The organism is Shewanella cyperi, assembly GCF_017354985.1.
Lineage (GTDB): Bacteria > Pseudomonadota > Gammaproteobacteria > Enterobacterales > Shewanellaceae > Shewanella > Shewanella cyperi.
Genome location: NZ_CP071501.1, coordinates 3988116 through 4009893, shown reverse-complemented (window position 1 = coordinate 4009893; position 21778 = coordinate 3988116). Strand labels below are relative to the sequence as shown.

Genomic DNA, 21778 nt, shown 5'->3' with positions numbered 1-21778 from the left:
GCCCGGCAGAGTCCGGGCTGTTTTTTAGCTGTACGGCTTAATCTGCACATCCCGGCGCCAGCGCTCCAGCGGAACCTCGCTCAGTGACAGCTCAAAACCCAGCCACTGCCCCTGATCCAACTTGCCGGCGCGGCCGAATCCCAGTTTGTTCAGCAGGTGGATCGAGTCCTGATTGTCAGCCATGGCGCGGGCGATAAGGCTGTCCAACTCAAATCTGTCCTTGGCCAACACCATGGCTGCCCGGGCTGCTTCGCCGGCCAACCCCTTACCCCAATAGGCCCGTGCCAACCGAAAGCCCAGATCTACCTGGCCATCGCCGTGCTGCTTGAGGCCGCAAAAGCCGATAAAGGTGCCATCATGCAGATGCAGGCTCCAGCGGCCAAAGCCGTGGCGCTGGTAATGGTCATAATTGTGGATAAAAGCCAGTGCGGCTGCCGGGTCGGCAAAGGGCAAGTCACCCGTGTATTGCAGCACCTGCGGGTCGGCATTGAGGGCAAAAAAGTCGGCGGCATCCCCGGGGGCAAAGTGGCTCAGGCTTAGCCTGGGGGAGGTGGCCACCACCACTCTGGCAGCTTGGTCTATGGCAGCTTGACTCATGGCCGGTTGATTCATGGATGCTTGATTCATGGATGGTTGAGCACCACGCGATCGCGGCCGCTGTCTTTGGCCTGATACAGGGCGATGTCGGCGCGCTTGATCAGATTGTCGGCCGATTCCTGATACTCAAATTGGGCGACGCCGATGCTGACCCTGATGTCGATGTCGTGGCCGTTGACCTTGAGCCGGCGGTTGGCAATGCGCTCACGCAACAACTCGGCCCGCTCGCTGGCCTGCACCATGTCCTGATGGGTCAGTAACAGGAATTCCTCTCCGCCCCAGCGACAGAGTATTTCGTCATCCAGCAGTGTGTCCTGGATCAGACTTGCGACCGTCTTGAGCACCAGATCGCCCATGCTGTGACCGTGGGTATCGTTGATCTGCTTGAAGTGATCTATGTCCAGCAGCAGTATGCTCAATGCGCTGGAATTGGCCTTGGCCTGCAAGAGCGCCTGATCAAAATATTCCTCAAACACCTGGCGGTTGGCGGTGCCGGTCAGCTTGTCGGTAGATGCCATGTGTTCCAGCCGGCGCTGGTAACGACCCAGGGTCATATTGGCGATCAGCAGTATGCCCAGGGTGACCACTAGGCTCAGGCCCATATTGCCCCAGAAGGTATTGAGCAGTTCCTGCTCCCCCTGTGACTCTTCCTGTTCCACAATCAGGAACCATTTGAACTCGGGCACCAGGCGACTGTTGAGGTATACCGTTTTGCCTTCGCGTTCGTAACTGAAATTGCCGCTGGGGCTGGTGAGTATGCGGGTGGCCAGTTTATCCAAACCATAGGTGTGTTGCAGGCTTGCCTGACCCCGATAACCCGGGCCAGACAGGGTAATGTCCCCCTCGCGATCGCAGAAGTACACCACCCGGTTGTAGCGTTGCTGGTACAGCTCAATCAAGGCCTTGACCTTCTCCACCGCCAGTCCCACTCCGGTGACGCCAATAAAACGGCCTTCAAAATCAAAGACCTTGTAGTTGACGAACACTGTGGTCTTGCTGCGGTCTGCGGTGTCCGCATCTATGTTGATCTCGTAGGGTTCGCTTTCGGGCAGGGAGCGAACCCGGAAATACCAGGCGTCCTGGGGATTGGTGTCCTGGATTTTTTTCAAAATGCCGCTGGAGTGGTAGTAGTTACGGCTGGCTTCGGAGACAAAGAAGCTGGTGACTGTGCCGTAGCGCTCCTGGATTTCCTTGAGGTAGCGCACCAGCTTATCCGGATCCTGCTCCCTGGCCAGGGTCCAGTCACGGACAAAGGTGTCCTGGGCCATCAGCGAGGAAATAAAGATAGGCCGCAGCAAATCCTGCTGGATTTCCGAATAGATGTTGTCGCTGGTCAGCGGCAGGGTGTTCTGCTCTACCTGTTGGCTGAGTGAATCGTGGGCCACCTTGTAACTGATGCCGCTGGTGGCCAGAAAGGCGGTGACCAGTAACAAAGTCAGCAGCCAGATGAATCTGCGCTTTTCATTCCAGACCGAGTTCCCCAATTGCGCCTCCGGGGTGTTTATTGCAAACCGGTGATCTCATACTAATGCACAAAGACGCCTTGTGCATGAAATGGCAGGGTTTATAAAAAAAATCCCCGCACAGGGCGGGGTATCAAAACAAGCAAACAACTGACAAATGGGAAGGTTCAGGGAACAGCTAACCTGCGGTTGATGGCGAAGAAGAATAAGGGGCAGGGATTGCAGGCAGATGACATGTAGATGTCAGCTTTATGACATCATTTGCCCATCGCATTTGCTTGTTCTTCGAGATACTGTTGCAGCGCCGTTCCCGGGGTGGAACTCTCACTTTCGACCGCGAACGCTGCCCAGATCGCTGCTTCGGCCATGGCGTCCACTATGGTCAGGTTGCGGCACAGACCATGGATCAAGCCGGCGGCATAGGCGTCACCGGCACCCGTGGTATCCACCACCCTGGCGGGGCGGGCTGGTACCCGCTGACAGCCGTCGCTGCTGTAAACGCATGCCCCCTTGTCACCCTCGGTCACCACCAGATAGCGCAGGCTGTCGCCGGCAATGGATTGGGCGTATTGCCACAGGGGTAGCTCGGTGCGGCCATTGAGATCCGTGGCCGAGGCCAGCAACAGGTGGCAGGGCCTTTCCCTGTCATCCTTGGCCAATTGCGCCACCACGAGGCAATGGGGCAGGGCTGTCCTGGCCCAGCTGGCGGCCCCTTCGGCGGAGGAGTTGATATAGAGGGCGTCCCAGCGTTGCCAGCGGGGCGGCGCCGGCAGCTCGAAAACCGGCCTTTGGGGGCGGATTATGGTGCGTTCACCGTCCGGCGTCATTACCAGCAGCATCTCGCAGGTATTGCCTGGGCGGCGCTGGATCATATGACAATCTATGCCCTGGGTGCTGGTTTCGGCCAGCAGCCAATCACCTATATCATCACGCCCCACCTGGCTGACCAGAGCGACCCTGTGGCCGGCCCACACCAGGCCCAATCCGGTATTAGCCCCACCACCGCCCAATCTTTGGCCACCATCCCGGTAATGAAAGCGTCCACCCGTGTGCAGCGGTTTGTCGAGCAGCAACAGGCGATCACAGTTGAGGTTGGCGACCAGGATAATGTTGGCCATGGCAAGGCTCCTAAAACAGGGACTTTGGCCATACTACTGTGCCACGGCGCCCTGGCAAGGGCTTTTGCGCCGCTTTTGGCTGCCCGTCACTGCATCCTGTGCGTCAAACCAGTGTTGCAGCTCCCGCTTCGAGGATTTTTCTCGGTCTCTGCTGTTTTTTCAGACACCAGACTTTTAGCTGACACAGTGCTTTGTTAACATCCGCCCCGCAGCTTAACAACGTTGCAACATGCTGTATTGATTCAGTTTTTAGGATTCGGTGCGGTAAACAATAAAAATCAAAAGGGGTTAATACCATGAAACACTACTTGATTGGCCTGTTGGGCCTGATGTTATCGGCCCAGGCCGCTGCTGCCTGTCACCAGCACCTTGAAAAAGGCACGCCGGGACAAAGCGATCAGCAGCTGTGCCGTGACGGCTACGCCGTTGGCTACAACTACCAGAACAAGGTGGCTGACTGGGTGGCTTACCATATCACTGCCGCCAGCGTGAATGCCTTTTTCGAGCGTTCCAACAGCTTTACCACCGACAAGGAGTTGCCGGAGGCCTATCGCTCGTTGAGCTCGGACTACAGCAGCACAGGCTATGATCGCGGTCATCTGGCACCCTCTGGCACCATGGATTTTACCGAAGAGTCCATGAAGCAAAGCTTCCTGATGTCCAACATGTCACCGCAGCTGCCGGGCTTTAACCGCGGTGGCTGGAAGGCGCTGGAGGAAAAGGTGCGTGAATGGGCCAATACCTATGAGGAGCTGTATGTGATCTCCGGCCCCATCTGGGATGGCAATGAAACCTATATAGGCAACGGTGTCTATATTCCCAATGCCTTCTACAAGGTGATTTTGGATCCCTACTACAACGATGCCATTGCCTTTATCGTGCCCCACCGCAGCGTGTCTTCCAGCGAACTGCCCCAGTTCATCACCACAGTGGATGAAGTGGAGCGCCTGACCCACCTGGATTTTTTCAGTGACCTGCCTGACTCGGTTGAAGAGGCGGCCGAGTCCACCCTGTGGGAAATGTGGTAAACCTGAGTCATTCCGGTAGCGGTCGTCTTTGCCTGGATCTTGAGTAAAAGACCCTTCAATATCCGGGCCGCAGGCCCAGTGAGAAAGGCTTCTTATCCGGGATGACATCTGCCAAGGCTGAGTGTCAGTTACACTCAGCCTTTCTGTGCCGCAGGTCTGTGTTCAGGGCCATTCACGGGCCAGGATGGCGTATTGATACTCACTGCCCCAGGCACCCTTGAAAAACACGTTATCTATCCAGTGTGCTTCGCGACGGAAGCCGCAGCGCTCCAGCAATTGGGCCGCAGCGGCATTTTGCGCATCGGTAACGGCGATGACCCTGTGTTTGCCCAGAGTATCGAACAGGTAACTCAGTATGGTGTTGACGGCTTCAGTAGCCAGTCCCTTACCTTGGGCCGCCGCCGACAGGGTAAATCCCAACTCCACCTGAGCTTCGTCGATAAAATGCAGCGCCAAATCACCCAGTAATTCATCGGTATCCGGATTGGCCAAGGCTATCTGGTACCAGCACCCCGGTGTCGCAAAGGCCAACCCCTGCATCCCCTCATACAGGCGCTCGGCATCGGCCAGACTGTAGCTGGACCAGCTTTGATAGCGGGCGATGTGGGGATCGGCCCGGTAGGTGGCAAAGGCGGTCAAGTCAGAGTGCTGAAAGGCCCGCAGCAGCAATCTTGGGCTGCGCAGGCGTGGAAAGTCGGTCATCCTGTGGTCTCCATGGTCGCCCTGCAGCATCAACCCTGTTCCTGATCCGCGGCAAAGCTCCACATGCTGTGGATCAGGCCCGCCTTGATTTCGAACACTACCATGACCTGGCGCGGTTCATCTCCCAAACCGAAAATCAGTTCCTGATCTATGACCTTGTTGCCGGCCACCATACGCTTGACCACCTCGGCCCTCAGCGTCGGCACATTGAAGCGCTCGCTGGCATAAAAGTGGCCAAATTCGGCCTTGCCCGAGAGTACCGGGGTTGTCGCAGGTGGTCGATACAGGCGCACGTCGTCGCTGAAGAAGGTCAGAAAGCCTTCCAAATCATGGGCGTTGTAGGCATCCAATTGACCTTGTACCAGTTGTTCCGCGCTGAGTTGCGGCATGAAAATAGTCCTTATTGCAGTGTCCTGGCAGTTGATATGGTCGTTGAATTGCCCGGATTGGGCAGTTTATAGCCAGATATAGCAATTTATCTATTGCTTATAGAAAAAAATTCCAAAAAAATATGCGGCGCAAATTTTTAGCCGATTTCGCTAACCCATTGAAATGTAATACAGCCCATTGCAAATGCCGGGCCAATTTAGTCAATCTTTTGACTGGTCAAAAAAACAGCTATTGAAACCATTGATTTTTTAAATAAAGATCAGCCCCAGATCGGCAAAAAGATCGATCGGACCCGAGTAAGAGTAACGCGAGAGTTCAAAGGATTAGTGTCATGAAACGGCAAATTTTCTACGCCATCGTCGCCTATGCGGCCTGGCTTACCTATCAGGATGTCAACGGCATGCTGGATGAGCAGCAAGGTCAGGCTTTCAAGCCGCTGCTTGAGCAGTTGATTGATGAACAAAAGGAAGAAAAGCCTGAACTGACGGCCTACGGCAGGCTCAGCATAGAAAACCAGGAACAGGTGGATGCCGACATGGCCAAACACCGCCGTGCAGCCGAGTAATATCCAGCCCTGAGTAACAATGCCCTGCCAATGCGGGGCATTTTCATTTTATGCTCTTTATCCCGCAGCAGATCCTTTGGCTATTTCCCTTGTTTTTCTCAGTGTTTGCGCCTTGCCAAAGGGGGTAGCATACTTGAGATCCATTTACCCTAAGGAACTTACCCATGATTCAGCAAGGACATAAACTGCCGGCCCTCAGCCTGAGCCAACTGACCGCCGATGGCATGGTTACCCACGATGTAGCCAGCCTGTTTGCCGGCAAGAAAGCGATTCTCTTTGCCGTGCCCGGCGCCTTTACCCCTACCTGCTCCGCTGCACACCTGCCCGGTTACGTGGTCTTGGCCGATCAGTTCAAGGCCAAAGGTATCGATTTTATTGCCTGTGTGGCTATCAATGATGCTTTCGTGATGAAGGCCTGGGGAGATGCCCAGAACGCCAGCGAAATCATGATGCTGGCCGATGGTGACGGCAGTTTCACCAAGGCCATGGGACTGGAGATGGAAACCGGTGCCTTCGGCGGTCTGCGTTCCCAGCGTTATGCCATGCTGGTGGAAGACGGTGTGGTCAAGGTGCTGAACGTGGAAGCCCCCAAGGCATTTGAGGTCAGCAAGGCCGAAGTGATGCTTGCTGCCCTCTGATCCCTTATACAGCCTGGGCGCCACCGCTCAGGCTGTCTTCTATGCGGGCCACGCTGTCGGCCACTTCGCTAGCTATGGTCTGACTCTGTCTTGAGGCCGCCAGTGACTGGCTGCGCAACGCTTCCATGGCCTGCACGAATTCATCCAGATAATTCAACTGCAAACCGGCATTGCTGACCCCCTGCCCGGCGGTTTGCGCCATGCCGTTGGCCTGTTGCTGTACCGCTTGCGCCACCTGCAGCAATTGACTGGCACGTTGGTGTTGGCTGTCGGTGGTCTGTTCTATGCCTTCAACCGTGTGCGACAGGGCCTCGTTGGCCGCCGTCAGTTGTCCCAGGATGGCGAGGATCTCCTGCAGCGAACTCTGGGTCCGCTGTGACAGGTTACGCACCTCGTCGGCCACCACGGCAAAGCCCCGTCCCTGTTCGCCGGCCCGGGCTGCCTCGATGGCGGCGTTAAGGGCCAGCAGGTTGGTCTGTTCGGCAATATTGCCTATGACATCAATGATCTTGGACACATCACTGACTGAGCCGCTCAGGCCTGCCAATGACTCATGGCAGCGCCGGACCGCGTCGTGGGAGTCCTGGGTGGCCGCCAGCACGGCTTCCGCCTGGGCCTGACTTTGGCGCATCTGCTCCATGGTGCCGCTGGCATCTTCGGCGACCCTGTGGGATGTGCTGCTGACCTCCTGGGCCAGTTCGCGCAGGGCGGCGGTGCGACTGAGGGCCTCATTTACTATCTGCTCTGTGGCCTCGCTGTTTTTGGCCAGGCCGCCAATCTGACTCACCAGCTGTCCAAGGGATTGGGAGACGTCGGAAATACGCCCGCGTTGCTGTTCATCCTGCTGTTCGAAATTGTCCAGCAGGCGATTGAAATGCTCGGCTATTTGTCCGGTTTCGCAGCGACTTTGGATCTGCAAGCGCTCGCGTTGGTTGCTCTCGGTCAGGCGTCCGAACGCCAGATTGAGTCGCTTCAGGGGTTTCACCACCCGTCGCTGTTGCAGTACCAGGTAGACCAGGGCAAACAGCGCCAGCACTGACACTATGGCGTAGAGTATCAGCTGCATTTCCTGTTTCAGCTTGGTGTTACGTCGCTCCTGGCTTTCGCTCAGATCCAGCAGCAAGGACTCGCTGTTGGCAATGGCCTGCATCAGGTCGGCCTGGATCTGCTGGTTATTGGCCAGCAGTTGATGGGTGTTGTCTATCTCGCGTCGGTATCTTTGGCTCAGACTCACCAGCTCACTGCGGTACTCGGCCCCTACCTCGGTTTTTTCCGCTTCCTGCTCGCCAAGGGCAAACTCATCCACTTCCTCCACCCGGTAAATGCCGATATCGGCAAGCTGCGACAGGCTTTGGCGCCAGGCGTCCAGTTCATCGAGTTTGGTGGCCAGTATCCCCTGCAGGCGTTGATCTTTGCCAATCAGATAGCCTTCGCTCAGTTGAGACAGTTGGTAAACCAGCGGGGGCAGGGTGCTGCTCAGGGCAAGGTATTTCCGGGCCAGGGGCTCGTTGATGGTCAGGCCCTGGGTACCGTAGTCCGCCAGACGCCGGTTAAAGTCCAGCAGCTCGGTTTCGGCGTGGGCCAACAGCTGCCTGGGGTTGCCCGACAGCTTGCCGGCGGCGCGGTACTTGGTGTTCAGCTCGCCGGCAAATTGTTTCAGCAATTGGCTGAGCTCTGTGGCTGCCGGATTGTCCACTTCGGCAATGCTGACCTGCATCTGTTGCAGCTGGCTGCGGGCCGACTCCAGTTGGCTGGCATCGCCGCTGCCAAGGTAGTGTTCCAATTCGCGGCGTACTTCCACCAGAAAGCTGCGCTGTATCTGCTCCAGGGTTTGGCCCTGTAATTCCAGTTGCTGGCGCTGCTCACTGCTCCAGAGCACTATGCCGGCCAGGGTGGCCGCCAACACCAATAAAATGGCGGATGCAGTCAGGGATAGGGTGGAAATCTTCATCTTGATTACGCCGTAGTCAAAGTGCCTGAGTCGGCGCCAGCATATGACGTTAAGATGACAGATTGATGACGACTAGATTGTCATTCCAGTGGCAGCCAAACCTCGGCCCGCAGGCCGCCTTCCGGCCTGTTACTCAGGCTGACCTTACCCTGGTGCCTGTCCACTATGCGCTTGATGATGGCCAGCCCCAGACCGGAGCCGACGCTGCCACGGGCGCTGTCGCCCTGGGTGAAAGGTTGAAACAACTTGGGGATCTGCTGCTCGGGAATGCCGGGGCCATTATCTTCCACCGCAAAGCCGACCCGGCGACCATCGAACAGGGAAGAAATCCGCACCCAGCCATTGCCGTAACGGAAGGCGTTTTCCACCAGATTTCCCAAGACCCGTTTGATGGCAATGGCCTGCATGGGGATCTCCGGGCAGTCGGTCAGTGCCAGCTCTATGGTGCCGTCGCGTTTCGACTCGGCCTGGGCCAACTCCTGGATTAAAGGGTTTAGGGGTATAAGCTCCCGCACCGCTTCCTGATCCTGGCGGATATAAGCAATAAATTGGTTAATGATGGCGTCCATGTCCTCAATGTCGGCCACAATGCCGTCTTTGAGGTAGGCGTCCTCATCGACCATCATCTCAGATGCAAGTCGGATCCGGGTCAAAGGGGTGCGCAGGTCGTGGGATATGCCGGCCATCAGCAAGGCCCTGTCCTGCTCCAATTGCTTCATGCTGTGGGACATCTGGTTGAAGGCATTGGTCACTTCAACTATTTCGCTTGAGCCGCGCAGGGCCAGCGGCTCCGGAAAATCCCCCCTCGATACCGCCATGGCGGCCTGTTGCAGGGCCTTCAAGGGTTTGTTTTGCTTGCGGGCAAATAACCAGCCACCGGCCACACTCAGGGCGCCGATCACCATCAGATACAAAGTCAGGGGAGACAGCGCCATCTCGTTGAAGCCGGTCAGTGGCACCCGGATCCACAGGGCGGGGGCCTGGGGCGGCCGGATCCAAATCTGCAGCGTCTCGCCCTGGGTAATGCGCACCTCGGCCTTGCCGCCCAGATAGTCGGACATCTGGTTTGACAGCAGACCATAGTAGGTTGCCTGCTCGACCCCGGCTTCCCGGGCCTGCTTCTGGTTATACACCTTCATGCTGTCGTCTTTGACCTTGGCATTGAGGGCATCGACAACCGTCAGGTGTTCGCGGCCCAACTCTATGCCGTCGGCAAACAGAAAACTGACCTGGCGGGCAATCAGCTGGTTAATTTGCTGATAGCTGGGTTTGATCACGTAGAGGGCGACCGAAACGTAGGACACCAATTGGTTGATCAGCAACAAACAGCCAATCAGCATCACAGTCTGGCTGAAGGCACTGCGGGGCAGCAGGCGCTGCCACCAGGAGTGATTCATCTACTGCTCCGGCTCAGCGCCGCGCCGTGCCATCGGGCACAAACACATAGCCCAGGCCCCAAACTGTCTGGATATAGCGGGGGTTGGCAGGATCTTTCTCTATCAGACGCCGCAGGCGTGATACCTGCACATCGATGGAACGCTCCAGTGCCGAGTAATCCCGGCCCCGGGCCAGGTTCATCAGCTTATCCCGTGACAGGGGTTCCCTGGGGTGGGTGACCAGCACCTTGAGTACCGCAAATTCACCGCTGGTGAGGGAAATGGCCTCATCGCCATGGTACATCTCGCGGGTTGCCAGATTGAGCCTGAATTCGCCGAAGGCGATTTCCTCTTCCTGCTGCGCCGGAGCACCCGGGATTTCCGTGGTTTGACGCCGCATGACGGCCTTGATCCGCGCCAGCAGTTCCCGCGGATTGAAGGGTTTGGGCAGGTAGTCATCGGCACCCAGTTCCAGGCCTATGATTCTGTCCACCTCGTCACCCTTGGCGGTCAGCATAACAATGGGGATGGGATTTTCCTGCTGACGCAGGCGGCGGCAGATGGACAGGCCATCTTCGCCGGGCAACATCAGATCCAGCACCAGCAGATGAAAATTCTCCCTTTCCAACAGGCGGTCCATCTGCTCCGCATTGGCGGCGCTGCGCACCTGATAGCCTTGCTCGACCAGATAACGCTCCAGCAGGGCCCGCAGGCGCATATCATCATCGACAACGAGAATTTTCGAGGTTTCTTGTCCCATGGTAAATCCTTGTGTCCGGCCGGGGGCCGGTAAAACCTGAACAACTGGCTGATATTGAAAGCGTTACTATAGCCGCAATTATCTGCGCCTGACCAGAGTGACGCATTTGACGCCTGTTTGCATCCCGGGCTTGCTCCAGCTGAAATCCGGATACAACACAATGAATTATAGTGAATTTTATTGGAAAGGCAGTGATCCTGACTCTGAAACGGTAAATTGTAACCAAGCATAAGCCGGCGGCTTTGATCCCATCCCCGGCTCTGGTATAACCTCAGGCATTGCGAATCAATTCAGAATTCTGCTGCCCCATGACAAAAAAAGCCCATCTCATTACCCGTAAGGGCTGGGAAACCCTGGACAAAGAGCTCAAGTATCTTTGGAAGGAATACCGCCCCGAGATCACCCTCAAGGTACAGGAAGCCGCCGCCCAGGGGGATCGCTCGGAAAATGCCGACTACACCTATAACAAGCGATTGCTGCGCCAGATAGACAGCCGGGTACGTTACCTGCTCAAACGTCTGGAGGAACTCAAGATAGTGGATTACTCGCCGCAGCAGGAAGGCAAGGTGTTCTTCGGTGCCTGGGTGGAGCTGGAAAACGACGAGGGCACTGTGGTGCGCTATCGAATCGTTGGCAAGGATGAAATCGACACCAAGAAGGGTTACATCACCATAGACTCCCCCATGGCGCGGGCGCTGATAGGCAAACAGGTGGACGATGAAATCAGCGTCCAGACCCCCTCGGGGCGCAAGGAATGGTTTATTAACTGCATCCGATACCAAGCCTTCGAACCGGAAGATTGAACCGGTCGGGGGAAGTTTTTCGCCGAAAAGCCCGGTTTTCACCGCCCAGGCATGCCCGGTCTCCCTGGCTGTGGTATCTTTGGGCCAACGCATTTGCAATGGAATTTTTAACTGATTATGTCTGATATAGCGCGGATTATTGCCGACGAACTGAGTGTTCGCGAGCAACAGGTCAATGCCACCATAGCCCTGCTGGATGAAGGCGCCACAGTGCCCTTTATCGCCCGTTACCGTAAGGAAGTGACCGGTGGCCTGGATGACACCCAGTTGCGTAACCTGTTCAGTCGCCTGGGCTATTTGCGTGAGCTGGCCGATCGCCGCCAGGTGATCCTGTCCTCCATTGAGGCCCAGGGCAAGTTGACCCCTGAACTTAAGGCCGCCATCAATGCCGCCGACAACAAGACCCGTCTTGAAGATCTGTATCTGCCCTACAAGCCCAAGCGTCGCACCAAGGGCCAGATTGCCATTGAAGCCGGTCTTGAACCTCTGGCCGATAAACTGCTGGCCGCCCGGGGCGACGCCGCTGTCGATCCCGAAGCCGAAGCCGCCGCCTTTATCCAGGCCGAGGCCGGATTTGCCGATGCCCGCGCCGTGCTGGATGGTGCCCGTTATATCCTGATGGAGCGTTTTGCCGAAGATGCCGAACTGCTGCGCAAGGTGCGTGAGCAGCTGGAACACAGCGCGGTGATCGAGAGCCGGGTGATGGCGGGCAAGGAAAAGGAAGGTGCCAAGTTCCGCGACTATTTTGAGCACAGCGAACCCATGGCCAAGGTACCGTCACACAGGGCGCTGGCCATGCTGCGGGGCCGCAACGAGGGCATACTCAGCCTGTCGATGAATGCCGACCCGGGTGCCGAGCCCGGCAGCGGCAGTTATTGCGAAGTCATTATTGCCGATCATCTTGGGCTTAAACTTGGCAGCTGCGCCGTGGATATGTGGCTCAAGTCTGTGGTGACCGCCACCTGGCGCATCAAGATTTCGCTGCAAATGGAAACCGAATTTGTGTCACGGATGCGTGAAGTGGCCGAGTTGGATGCCATCAAGGTCTTCGCCCGCAACCTCGGCGATCTGCTGATGGCGGCGCCTGCAGGCTCCAAGGCCACCCTGGGGCTGGATCCCGGGCTGCGCACCGGGGTTAAGGTGGCCGTGGTCAACGACACAGGCAAACTGGTGGCCCACACCACAGTGTTCCCCCATGAGCCCCAGAACCAGTGGGACAAGTCGCTGCGCACATTGGCGAACCTGGTGACCATGTACAAGGTGGAACTGATTGCCGTGGGTAACGGCACCGCCTCCCGTGAAACCGATAAGCTGGCGGGCGAGCTTATCGCCAGCCTGCGCGATACCCATCCGGGCCTGACCAAGGTCATGGTCAGCGAGGCCGGTGCGTCCGTGTATTCGGCCTCGGAACTGGCGGCCAACGAATTCCCGGATCTCGACGTGTCCATTCGCGGTGCCGTGTCCATCGCCCGGCGCCTGCAGGATCCTCTGGCCGAGTTGGTGAAGATTGAGCCCAAGTCCATCGGTGTGGGCCAGTATCAGCACGATGTCAGTCAGAGTCAGCTGTCGCACTCCCTGGAAGCGGTGGTGGAAGATTGCGTAAACAGCGTCGGCGTCGATCTCAACATGGCCTCGGTGCCACTGCTGAGTCAGGTGTCCGGTCTCAACAAGACCCTGGCCAAGAATCTGGTGGATTACCGCGATGAGCACGGTCAGTTTAAAAACCGCAAGGAATTGCTCAAGGTGCCGCGCCTTGGCCCCAAGGCCTTTGAACAGGCCGCCGGCTTCCTGCGGATCCGGGATGGGGACAACCCGCTCGATGCCTCGGCGGTACACCCCGAGACCTATGCCCTGGTGCAGCGTATTGCCGCCGCCAAGTCCCTGGCCATCGACAGCCTGATAGGCAATACCGAGCTTATCCGTGGCATCAATCCCAAGGATTTTGTTACCGAGGAATTCGGTCTGCCGACCATCACCGACATTTTGCGGGAGTTGGATAAACCGGGTCGCGATCCCCGCGGTGAATTCAAGACCGCCCAGTTCAAGGACGGGGTCCATGAAATCCGCGATCTTAAGCCTGAGATGATCCTTGAAGGCGTGGTCACCAATGTCACCAACTTCGGCGCCTTTGTGGACATAGGCGTACACCAGGATGGTCTGGTGCACATTTCGTCCCTGGCGGACAAGTTTGTCAGCGATCCCCACACAGTGGTCAAGGCCGGTGACGTGGTCAAGGTCAAGGTGATGGAAGTGGATGTGGAGCGCAAGCGTATCGGCCTGACCATGCGCCTCGACGAGAAGCCCGAGGTCAAGAGCGCCAAGCCACAACAGCACAAGGGTGGGCAGCCCAACCCGCGTGGTGGCCAGCCCAAAGGCGGTCAACGCCAGGGCAGCAAGCCGCAACCGGCCAACGCCGCCATGGGCAATGCCTTTGCCGATGCTTTTGCCAAACTGAAAAAGTCCTGATCCCTAAAGGGCATGAAAAAACGCAGCCTCGGCTGCGTTTTTACTTTTATGGCAGTTCAGATCCAGGCCGACAGCGCCGGCTCTTCCTCCGGAGCGGTGCGTCCGGCGTAGAACTCACTCACATGGGCGGCAATGGTGCGGTAGAACTGCTCCGGCATGCCGGCCTGGGGACTGGTGCCCTGATTGGCCTTGGGCTGAGGGCTGCGGGTTTCGCTGCGCACCTTGATGTCTTTGCGTGACAGGGCCGGATGTTGTTTGGCCGGTATCTTCAGCGGTCGTGACGGCGCCTGGCGGCTTTGCTGCTGTTCACCGGCGTGGCGCTGCTGCTGTTCCTGTTGCGAGCCCTGATGTTGTTGCTGCCTTTCCTCGACCCGCTGCTGCAGCCGCGACTGGATCTGGGGCTCATCTGCGGTGCGCTCATGTTGCGGGTTAAAGGCACGCTCTTCATGGCCCTTGGTGGCTTCGCTTGGGGGTATGATGGGGGGACGCAGCTGATTATCTACCCGAGCGGCGTCGGTCGCGGCATTGGATGTCGCGAGCGGAACCTGGGGGTAGTGACTGACCAGCAGCATAGAAAGGCGTCCGGCTAAGATTTCTGGTTAAATATTAGCCGCTTTCCTTGTCGGAATAAAGTCTGTCGAGCCAATCGGTTACACAGTGCACAAATTCATCGCCGTGGGAGATAAACGGGGCGTGTGACGCCTTGGCCAGAACCTTGTCTTCGGTGCTGGAATTTGAAGGCAGCTGGCCCATCATCCTTCTGGGCACCAGGCCGTCGAGGCGGCCCCAGATCCGCAGCCAGGGCAGGTCCATGGTGGCCAGTCCCGGTCTGAGATCAACCAGCTCCAACATGCTCAGGCCCTGGGCCAGCGCCGAGGCCTGGGGTAATGGCCGCGACAACACCAGTTCCTTAATGCGTTTGATGTCTTCCCTGGCGCTGTCGCTGCCCATGGCCTGGATGGCCAGGAACCTTTCTATGGTGCGGGGCAGATCCTGCTGCAATTCCGCTTCAAACTGTGCCAATACCTTGGGCGCTATTCCGGGCCAGGCTTCCTGCTCCCTGGCCATAAAGCAGGGTGAACTGGCAATGGTGATAAGGCCCGCCAGTCGCTGCGGGTGCCTTTGTGCCGCCCGGGTAGCGACCAGGCCACCCAGAGACCAACCGGCCCACACGGCATCGGCGGGCGCCATGGCCATCAGGGCATCGACCCAGGCATCGAGATCGCCTGCTATGGCGGGGCTCAAACCAAAGCCCGGCAGATCAACACAGTGCACCTTATACTTGGACAAGGCCTGTTGCAGGGGCGAAAACACCTTACCGTTCATGCCCCAGCCATGGAGCAATACCAGCGGCGGGCCATCGCCAAAAATGTCGCTATGAAGGGAAGCTTGCACTGCGGCCTCTCGGGGTTCAGGGAAGAAACATGAAATTAGATTCACTGTGGCGGCTGGGCGCCTGGCTCGCCGCTAGTTTACCCAACCGTTGTCTGCTCTGTCATCTGTCTATCCCGGCTGAACATACCGGGTTGTGCGATACCTGTCTCGCCAGCACCCTCTATCAGGGGCCCGTATGTCTGGGTTGCGGTCGTGGTTTGCCGCAGGAATCCGGCTTCTGCGGCAGCTGTCAAAGGCTTGATACCCTGGCCGTGGTGGCGCCGGCCAGCTATCACCATGGTCTGGGCAGTGTGATTGCCGCCATCAAGCACAGGCAGCAACTGGCTCCCCTGGCGGTGTTGTGTCAGCTGCTGTGGCAAAGGGCCCACAGATTGAGCCTGCTTGGGCTAATTCAATTGCCCCAGGTGTTGGTGCCCGTGCCTTTGCATCCCAAGCGGCAACGCAGCCGGGGTTTTAACCAAGCCTGGCTGATTGCCGCCGAACTGGCCCGCTACAGCGGTTTGCCCCTGGACGATAGTCTGGTGAGTCGTTGCCTGGATACCCGGCCCCAGGAAGGACTTGATGGCAAGGCCCGCAGGCGCAACCTGGCAAATGCTTTCAGTTTGAACCGGCCATGCCCCTGGCAGCGCATTGCCCTGGTGGATGATGTGGTGACCACGGGAGCCACGGCGCGGGAAATCGCTGCCTTGTTTCGGGGCTCAGGTGTGGCGGTACAGGTCTGGTGTTTGGCCCGGGCCGAAGCGCCGGGCCTGTTGTCAGAGGTGCTGTCCGATTAATTGCCCAGGGCCACAGGCAGGAAAAACAAGGCATTGGCATAGACACGCTCGGCACCAAGCCAGACATTGCGGAACATGAGATTATCGGCCAGGGCGACCACGGCCCCTTTGCCCCGGGGTTCGGCCACCATGGCCGTGGTGCCGCCAAAGGCGCGGCCATACTCGGGAGCCAGGAAACCGTTGCGCAGCGGCGGATCCCGGTAATGGGCGGCTTCCACAAAGGGATCGCTGCTGTCCGCCAGTCCCAGCACCTGATTTTTCATCACTGGAAGGCTGGCGCTGCCCAGCCCCCAGCTTAAGGGGTGCAGGGGATCGAGTTGCCATTCGAGGATGGCGCCACCAATGGCCTGACGGGCCTTGAAGCTTTCCCTGTCTTCCCAGCTCAGTTCTGCGGTACTGAACTGCTGCAGGAAGAAGCGATCTTCCCTGACATCGGTGCGCAGCAGGTTACGTTTCTTAAGCCAGATCAGGGCACCCTTCTGGGCTATGATGACTCCGCCTGTGTTGACAAAGTTGGCCAGTTTGCGGCCAACATCCTCATCCAGATGCATATAGTCACCGTCGGCGAGCAGCAGATGGCTGTAGTTTTCCAGGGTGACCTTCTCCAGACGATCGCTGTCCACCAGGGGCGTGGGGATGCCAATCCGGGTGTCCAGGTATTGCCAGAGTTCGCCCACTTCTGTGGGTTCACTGCCACGGCCACTCACCAGCAGAGGTTTGATGGGGGTGAGCGGATAAAAGTCATCGCTGCCGAGATCGGCGCCGACCATGGCCTGGGCCGAGAGGCTCTGCTCCAGTGGCAATCCAAATTGGTGCGCCAGTTGCTGCGTCAGGGCCTGTATTTCACCGGCTTCAAACCCCGGTTGTTGCAGCAGTATCAGCAGGGTACCCGGGCCATATTCCCGGTTGCGACCCGACTGTCTCTGGGTGAAGGGCTTGGAGGCGACTCTCACCCTGACGCCCCTGGCCTGTAATTTTGCCAGCGCCGCCGCGGCGTTGCCCTGGCGCCAGTCCAGCAGCAGGGCGACGGCGGCGTCGCTCGGTTCGAACCTGGGGGGCAGCAGCGGCAGTTCGCTCAGCTGTTCCCACTCGGGACGAAAGTCGTTTTCAACTGCCAGGTTGTAGGCCGAAGCCAGGTCCCAGGCCGACACATCGTAGAAGGTGGCATCGGCAAATTCGGTACGCTGATCGAACAGCGCCGCCAGCAGCGCCGACTGAGGTTGCTCGTCGGGAACAAACAGGCTGTCCATGGCGCGGAAGACTTTTTTGTCTTCCCTGATGTCCTGGCGCAGGTATGAGTATTGCACCTGATGTTGCCTGAGCAATGCGGCCAAATCATCCCGGGCGGCGCCGTCACCCCGGGTCGACAGGAGTTTGCCGCTGCGCCCCAGATTGCGTTTGCCGCGGTAGAAGGCGCGTTGGTAATCGAGCAGCTCGGCTTTCAGCGCGAGGGCGCCCTGCAGGCTGGAGACGGAGGTCGTCAGGTGATTGCCTAAGGCCTGTTGCAGGCTGACAGGGCCGAAATCTGAATCCTGTATCTGGCCTCGGGCACTGGCCTGTTCAAACAGCATACCCACGGCGCCGTTGATGTCGGGGTAGGTGGAGCCCTTGCCATAGAAAAAATCATCGAAGGACTGGCGGCTGAAATAAGGCTGTTTACGGCCGTCCAAAGCCCGGCGGTGGAAATTGGCCAGCTTATCGGTCAGTTCCTGATTGCGTTTCGAGGTCAGGGGATGGGTGCGTTCCGGTACCCCGGGTTGGAAGAAATAGCTCTGGTTGTGGCCCATTTCGTGGAAGTCGCACACCAGATGGGGCTGCCACTTATGGAACAGGGCTATCCGGCCACGGGTTTCGGGTTGGCGCAGGAACAGCCAATCACGGTTAAGATCGGCCAGGAAATGATTGTAACGCCCACCGGGCCAGGCCTGCATATGCTCCCTGTGCTCCTCGTCGCTGACCGGATTGAGTCCGGCATTGCCGTTGGCCCAAGTGGAGAAACGATCGAAGCCATCCGGATTCTGGGTGGGTGTAATCAGCACCACCGCCTGGGTTAGCAGCTCCTGTACCCATTGCTCCCGGCTTTGCGCCAGTTGCTGGGCCAGCGCCATGGCAGCGTGGGCACCACTGGCCTCGTCGCCATGGATGGAATAGGCCAACCAGATTATCAACAGATCCTGCTCCGCCGTTCCCTGTTTGACCCGACTGCGATTGGCGAGGATCTGAGCCAACCTGGCCTGGTTCGTGGGTGAGGTGATGACCGCGGTCAGCTGTTCCCTGTGCTCATGGCTGAAGCCGGTGCTTTCCAGTGACACCCTGTCGCTGCCTGCGGCCAACTGCTGCAGAAAGCCGTTTATCTGATCATGGCGCAGATGCCAGGAGCCCAGGGGGTAACCCAAATAGGTTTCCAGGGCGTCAGTTTTGTCCTGCGCCGCTACTAAACCCAAGGGCAGCAACAGACCACAGAGCAGCAGGACGCGACAAAACAGGCTTGAATTCATGGCGAATTTCTATTTTTGTATTTGTAATGGCTTTTAAATTAACAGCTTGGGATGGTGTATGCCAACCGCTATGTCCGGAGCTACCGAATGCGACGCGGCTGTTGGGGATTTTTTGCCCCGGCTCCGGAGCCTTGGGACTACACTCCGGCCGGCAAGGGGAGTATGATAAGCCTAATTCTTAGTAATTCACTCAGGTTTATCCTGCCGGGAGCAAGCTCTACATGATTACCATTTCCGAAGCCGCCCAGGCGCACTTTGTGAAGTTGCTGGCCGATCAGCCAGAAGGCACCAATATCCGCGTATTCGTTATCAGCCCCGGCACGGCCCATGCCGAGTGCGGTGTGTCCTACTGCCCTCCCGATGCAGTGGAAGATGATGATATTGAACTGGAGTTCAATGGTTTCAACGCCATGGTGGATGAAAAGAGCGCGCCCTTCCTCGAGGATGCCAGTATAGATTTCGTCAGCGATCAGTTGGGTTCACAGCTGACCCTCAAGGCCCCCAATGCCAAGATGCGCAAGGTGGCCGGTGATGCTCCCCTGGTTGAGCGTATTGAGTATGTGATCCAATCCGAGATCAATCCTCAGCTGGCCAGCCATGGCGGTAATGTCATGCTGGTGGAAATCACCGCTGAGGGCGTAGCCGTGCTGCAATTTGGCGGTGGCTGTAACGGTTGTTCCATGGTGGACGTGACCCTCAAGGATGGTATTGAGAAGCAGCTGCTGGATATGTTCCCGGGCGAACTGTCCGGTGTGCGCGACGTGACCGATCACCAACACGGCGATCACTCTTACCAGTAAGAGTGAACTTCGTTGAAAACGCGGCCAAGGCCGCGTTTTTTTATGTCCGTTCGAAATTGTGGCGGGTCAGCAAATAATGCCCGCCCAGGCTCAGGCTGCGGGCCAACATAAAGCAAGACAGGGCGAGCCACAGAGCCCCATTGCCCCAATCCTGACTTAACCACCAGATGGGGAAAAATACCCCGGCGCAGGCAAGCAGCATGCCGTTGCGCATCACCCGTCCCTTGGAGGCGCCGATATAGACGCCATCAAACAGGAAGCAGCCAAATCCCAGCAGGGGCAGGCCAATAAGCCAGGGTAGCAGCCGATTGGCTTCGGTTCTGACCTCGGTTATATCCGTCAGCAGGGCTATCATCCAGGGGCCCAGCAGCAGAAAGGTGAGGGAAAACAACAGGGCAAACACGGCTGACCAAAAGAAGGCCAGCACCACACCTTGTTGCAAACCGACATTGTCACGTCGGCCTATGGCGTTGCCCGTCTGCACTTCGGCGTAATAGGCAATCCCATCCAGGGCATAAGCAATCAGCATCATAAGGTTCAAGAGCACGGCATTGGCCGCCAGCTGCACATCGCCGAGGCCTGCCCCCTTGAAGGTCATAAAGGCGAAGGCGGCCTGCAGGCACAGGCTGCGGATAAAAATATCCAGATTCAGCCGCAGCAGTCGGCCCATACCCTGCTGCAGGCTATGCCAGTTAGGGAGGGCGAGGCTGTTGATGGCCATCAATTCCCGGCGGGTGAGGGTGGCCAACAGCAAAAAGGCAAACAGATCTGCCAGTACCGAAGCCAGGGCTGCGCCGCTGATCCCCCAATGGAATCCCAGTACAAACAACAGATCCAGGGCTATATTGGCGAGGTTGGAGACTATCAGTTGCCACATGGCGGCCTTGGAACGACCTCGGCCCAATAACCAACCGAGCATCACCAGATTGGCCAGCGCCAGGGGTTGCGACCAGATTCGAATGGCAAAGTACTGACTGCCAAAATGGCTGACCTCGGGACTGGCGTCCGCGCACCAGAGTGCCAGCTGCCACAGGGGGGATTGCAGCAGCAGGATCCCAAGTCCCAGCAGGGCCGCCAGCGCCAGACCCTGCCACAGGGTTTGGGCCTGAGCTTTATGATTGCCAGCGCCCCAGGCCTGAGCCACCAGACCCGTGGTGGCCATGCGTAAAAAGCCGAGCAACCAGACAATCAGGGTGATCACCATTGACCCAAAGGCCACGGCTCCCAAATAATAGGCGTCGCTCAAATGGCCAATGACGGCCGTATCCACCAAGCCCAGCAAGGGAACTGTGATATTGGACAGCATCATGGGCAATGCCAGGGCAAATAGCGCCTTATGTTTGGTGCTGTCCCGCCACAGGGAAGATATATTCATCATATTCAGAAGGTTACTATTCATGTTGCGGTCTTGCTTTGCTGCTGTCCTGCTGTTGTTGTTGTCCATCCCGGCGCGGGCCGCCGTGATCCTGCAGTACCATCATGTTGCCGACAATACTCCGGCGGCCACCAGCGTGTCCGTGGCGCAGTTTGCCGAGCATATGGCCTATTTGGCCGCCAATGACTTCAAGGTGGTGCCCCTGAGTCGCCTGGTCGAAGCCATAAGGGAGGGCTCGGTACTATCGCCCAAAACGGTCGCCATCACCTTTGACGATGGTTACCAGAACATAGCCGACAATGCGGACCCCATACTAAAACAATACGGATTCCCCTACACCCTGTTTGTCGCCATTGAACCCATGGACAAGGGCTTTGGTGGCATGATGAGTCGCGAAACACTCAAGCGCCTGGCGGCCTCGGGGGTGGATCTGGCCAATCACAGCTATGGCCACGAGCACCTGATCCGTCGCTTGCCGGGGGAAGATGCCGCCGCCTGGTTGGCGCGTATGGAAACCAATATTCTTAACACCGAGGCCGAAATCGAGAAAATCAGCGGCAAGAGTTTGAAACTGTTCGCCTATCCCTATGGTGAATACAATGCGGACTTACAGTTATGGCTGGAAAAGCAAGGCTTTGTCGGCTTTGGTCAACAGTCGGGTGCCGCCGGTAAGTATTCGGCCTTGACCGCCTTGCCACGTTTTCCCGTGGGCGGGCGTTATGGAGAATTGGGAGAGCTGAAAACCAAGCTGAGCAGCCTTAATATGCCCGTGCTGAAGCAGAACCGCAGCAATCCCCAATTGGCTGTGGACGAGCGTCGTCCCCTGCTGGAATTGACCCTGGATACCCAGGATTTCAATCCGCTGCAGATGATGTGTTATGTCTCGGGTCAAGGTCCGCAAAAGCCCGAATGGCTGGATGGTCAGCGGATGCGTATTCAGGCCGCTCGTGATCTGCCCCCCGGGCGCTCGCGCTACAATTGCACCGCACCCAGTCGCAGTCACAGTGGTTATTATTGGTTTTCCCAGGCCTGGGTTCGCCCCATGGACAACGGCGAGTGGCCGCAAGAGCCCTGATT

At 57.8% G+C, this 21778-nt stretch carries 20 protein-coding genes; 8 read left to right on the top strand and 12 right to left on the bottom strand.

Features of this window, described 5'->3' with window-relative positions:
- Window positions 1-24 precede the first annotated feature (24 nt).
- The 3 genes from JYB84_RS17825 to JYB84_RS17815 form a co-directional block, all read right to left on the bottom strand.
- Window positions 25-627, bottom strand: a complete 603-nt coding sequence (locus tag JYB84_RS17825; RefSeq protein ID WP_207321341.1) for a GNAT family N-acetyltransferase — start codon at window positions 625-627, stop codon at window positions 25-27.
- Entirely contained in the window at window positions 624-2081 is a 1458-nt protein-coding gene (locus JYB84_RS17820) for a sensor domain-containing diguanylate cyclase (RefSeq protein WP_207321340.1), read from the bottom strand. Before JYB84_RS17820 ends, JYB84_RS17825 begins: the two co-directional genes overlap by 4 nt.
- Before the next feature lie 236 nt (window positions 2082-2317).
- On the bottom strand, window positions 2318-3178 hold the full coding sequence (locus JYB84_RS17815; RefSeq protein WP_207321339.1) for a PfkB family carbohydrate kinase: 861 nt from the start codon (window positions 3176-3178) through the stop codon (window positions 2318-2320).
- Window positions 3179-3474: 296 nt separating this feature from the next.
- On the opposite strand from JYB84_RS17815, the gene JYB84_RS17810 reads away from it, so the two are divergent.
- On the top strand, window positions 3475-4206 hold the full coding sequence (locus JYB84_RS17810; RefSeq protein ID WP_207321338.1) for a DNA/RNA non-specific endonuclease: 732 nt from the start codon (window positions 3475-3477) through the stop codon (window positions 4204-4206).
- A 162-nt stretch (window positions 4207-4368) separates the two neighbouring features.
- Here JYB84_RS17810 and JYB84_RS17805 read toward each other — a convergent pair whose 3' ends face one another.
- Both JYB84_RS17805 and JYB84_RS17800 read right to left on the bottom strand, forming a co-directional pair.
- On the bottom strand, window positions 4369-4938 hold the full coding sequence (locus JYB84_RS17805) for a GNAT family N-acetyltransferase (protein WP_228290841.1): 570 nt from the start codon (window positions 4936-4938) through the stop codon (window positions 4369-4371).
- Window positions 4938-5297 carry a nuclear transport factor 2 family protein gene (locus JYB84_RS17800; RefSeq protein WP_207321337.1) on the bottom strand — a complete coding sequence of 120 codons (360 nt, stop codon included), beginning with the start codon at window positions 5295-5297 and terminating at the stop codon, window positions 4938-4940. The genes JYB84_RS17805 and JYB84_RS17800 overlap by 1 nt, the downstream gene beginning before the upstream one ends.
- 332 nt (window positions 5298-5629) lie before the next feature.
- On the opposite strand from JYB84_RS17800, the gene JYB84_RS17795 reads away from it, so the two are divergent.
- Together JYB84_RS17795 and JYB84_RS17790 are read left to right on the top strand one after the other, a co-directional pair.
- Window positions 5630-5863, top strand: coding sequence for a hypothetical protein (locus JYB84_RS17795; protein ID WP_207321336.1), 234 nt, complete (start codon window positions 5630-5632; stop codon window positions 5861-5863).
- Window positions 5864-6027: 164 nt separating this feature from the next.
- Window positions 6028-6501 (top strand): peroxiredoxin, encoded by a 474-nt coding sequence (locus JYB84_RS17790; RefSeq protein WP_207321335.1) that lies wholly within the window; start codon window positions 6028-6030, stop codon window positions 6499-6501.
- 4 nt (window positions 6502-6505) lie between these two features.
- Here the strand turns inward: JYB84_RS17790 and JYB84_RS17785 are convergent, their stop codons facing one another.
- The 3 genes from JYB84_RS17785 to ompR all read right to left on the bottom strand — a co-directional run bounded on the left by JYB84_RS17785 (window position 6506) and on the right by ompR (window position 10588).
- A complete protein-coding gene (locus tag JYB84_RS17785; RefSeq protein ID WP_207321334.1) occupies window positions 6506-8452 on the bottom strand; it encodes a methyl-accepting chemotaxis protein in 1947 nt (648 codons plus the stop codon).
- Between the two features lie 80 nt (window positions 8453-8532).
- The gene (gene envZ / locus JYB84_RS17780) at window positions 8533-9849 is read right to left on the bottom strand and encodes a two-component system sensor histidine kinase EnvZ (RefSeq protein WP_207321333.1); all 1317 of its coding nucleotides are present in this window, start codon (window positions 9847-9849) and stop codon (window positions 8533-8535) included.
- A gap of 13 nt (window positions 9850-9862) precedes the next feature.
- Complete coding sequence (ompR, locus tag JYB84_RS17775) at window positions 9863-10588, bottom strand: osmolarity response regulator transcription factor OmpR (RefSeq protein ID WP_207321332.1); 726 nt, start codon at window positions 10586-10588, stop codon at window positions 9863-9865.
- A gap of 308 nt (window positions 10589-10896) precedes the next feature.
- Here ompR and greB point away from each other — a divergent pair, with 308 nt between their 5' ends.
- Entirely contained in the window at window positions 10897-11391 is a 495-nt protein-coding gene (greB, locus tag JYB84_RS17770) for a transcription elongation factor GreB (protein WP_207321331.1), read from the top strand.
- Window positions 11392-11508: 117 nt separating this feature from the next.
- Window positions 11509-13857 (top strand): Tex family protein, encoded by a 2349-nt coding sequence (locus tag JYB84_RS17765; protein WP_207321330.1) that lies wholly within the window; start codon window positions 11509-11511, stop codon window positions 13855-13857.
- 56 nt (window positions 13858-13913) lie between these two features.
- Here JYB84_RS17765 and JYB84_RS17760 read toward each other — a convergent pair whose 3' ends face one another.
- Both JYB84_RS17760 and bioH read right to left on the bottom strand, forming a co-directional pair.
- Complete coding sequence (locus JYB84_RS17760) at window positions 13914-14429, bottom strand: hypothetical protein (RefSeq protein WP_207321329.1); 516 nt, start codon at window positions 14427-14429, stop codon at window positions 13914-13916.
- A gap of 34 nt (window positions 14430-14463) precedes the next feature.
- The gene (bioH, locus tag JYB84_RS17755; protein ID WP_207321328.1) at window positions 14464-15252 is read right to left on the bottom strand and encodes a pimeloyl-ACP methyl ester esterase BioH; all 789 of its coding nucleotides are present in this window, start codon (window positions 15250-15252) and stop codon (window positions 14464-14466) included.
- Window positions 15253-15281: 29 nt separating this feature from the next.
- On the opposite strand from bioH, the gene JYB84_RS17750 reads away from it, so the two are divergent.
- Entirely contained in the window at window positions 15282-16028 is a 747-nt protein-coding gene (locus JYB84_RS17750; protein ID WP_207321327.1) for a ComF family protein, read from the top strand.
- Here the strand turns inward: JYB84_RS17750 and JYB84_RS17745 are convergent.
- The gene (locus JYB84_RS17745) at window positions 16025-18526 is read right to left on the bottom strand and encodes a M14 family zinc carboxypeptidase (RefSeq protein ID WP_207321326.1); all 2502 of its coding nucleotides are present in this window, start codon (window positions 18524-18526) and stop codon (window positions 16025-16027) included. The genes JYB84_RS17750 and JYB84_RS17745 overlap by 4 nt on opposite strands.
- Window positions 18527-18747: 221 nt before the next feature.
- Between JYB84_RS17745 and nfuA the strand changes: the two genes are divergently transcribed.
- Entirely contained in the window at window positions 18748-19326 is a 579-nt protein-coding gene (gene nfuA / locus JYB84_RS17740; RefSeq protein ID WP_207321325.1) for a Fe-S biogenesis protein NfuA, read from the top strand.
- 40 nt (window positions 19327-19366) lie between these two features.
- Here the strand turns inward: nfuA and JYB84_RS17735 are convergent, their stop codons facing one another.
- The gene (locus JYB84_RS17735) at window positions 19367-20704 is read right to left on the bottom strand and encodes an MATE family efflux transporter (RefSeq protein ID WP_407696042.1); all 1338 of its coding nucleotides are present in this window, start codon (window positions 20702-20704) and stop codon (window positions 19367-19369) included.
- Window positions 20705-20723: 19 nt separating this feature from the next.
- Here JYB84_RS17735 and JYB84_RS17730 point away from each other — a divergent pair, with 19 nt between their 5' ends.
- Window positions 20724-21776 (top strand): polysaccharide deacetylase family protein, encoded by a 1053-nt coding sequence (locus tag JYB84_RS17730; protein ID WP_207321324.1) that lies wholly within the window; start codon window positions 20724-20726, stop codon window positions 21774-21776.
- Window positions 21777-21778: the final 2 nt, after the last annotated feature.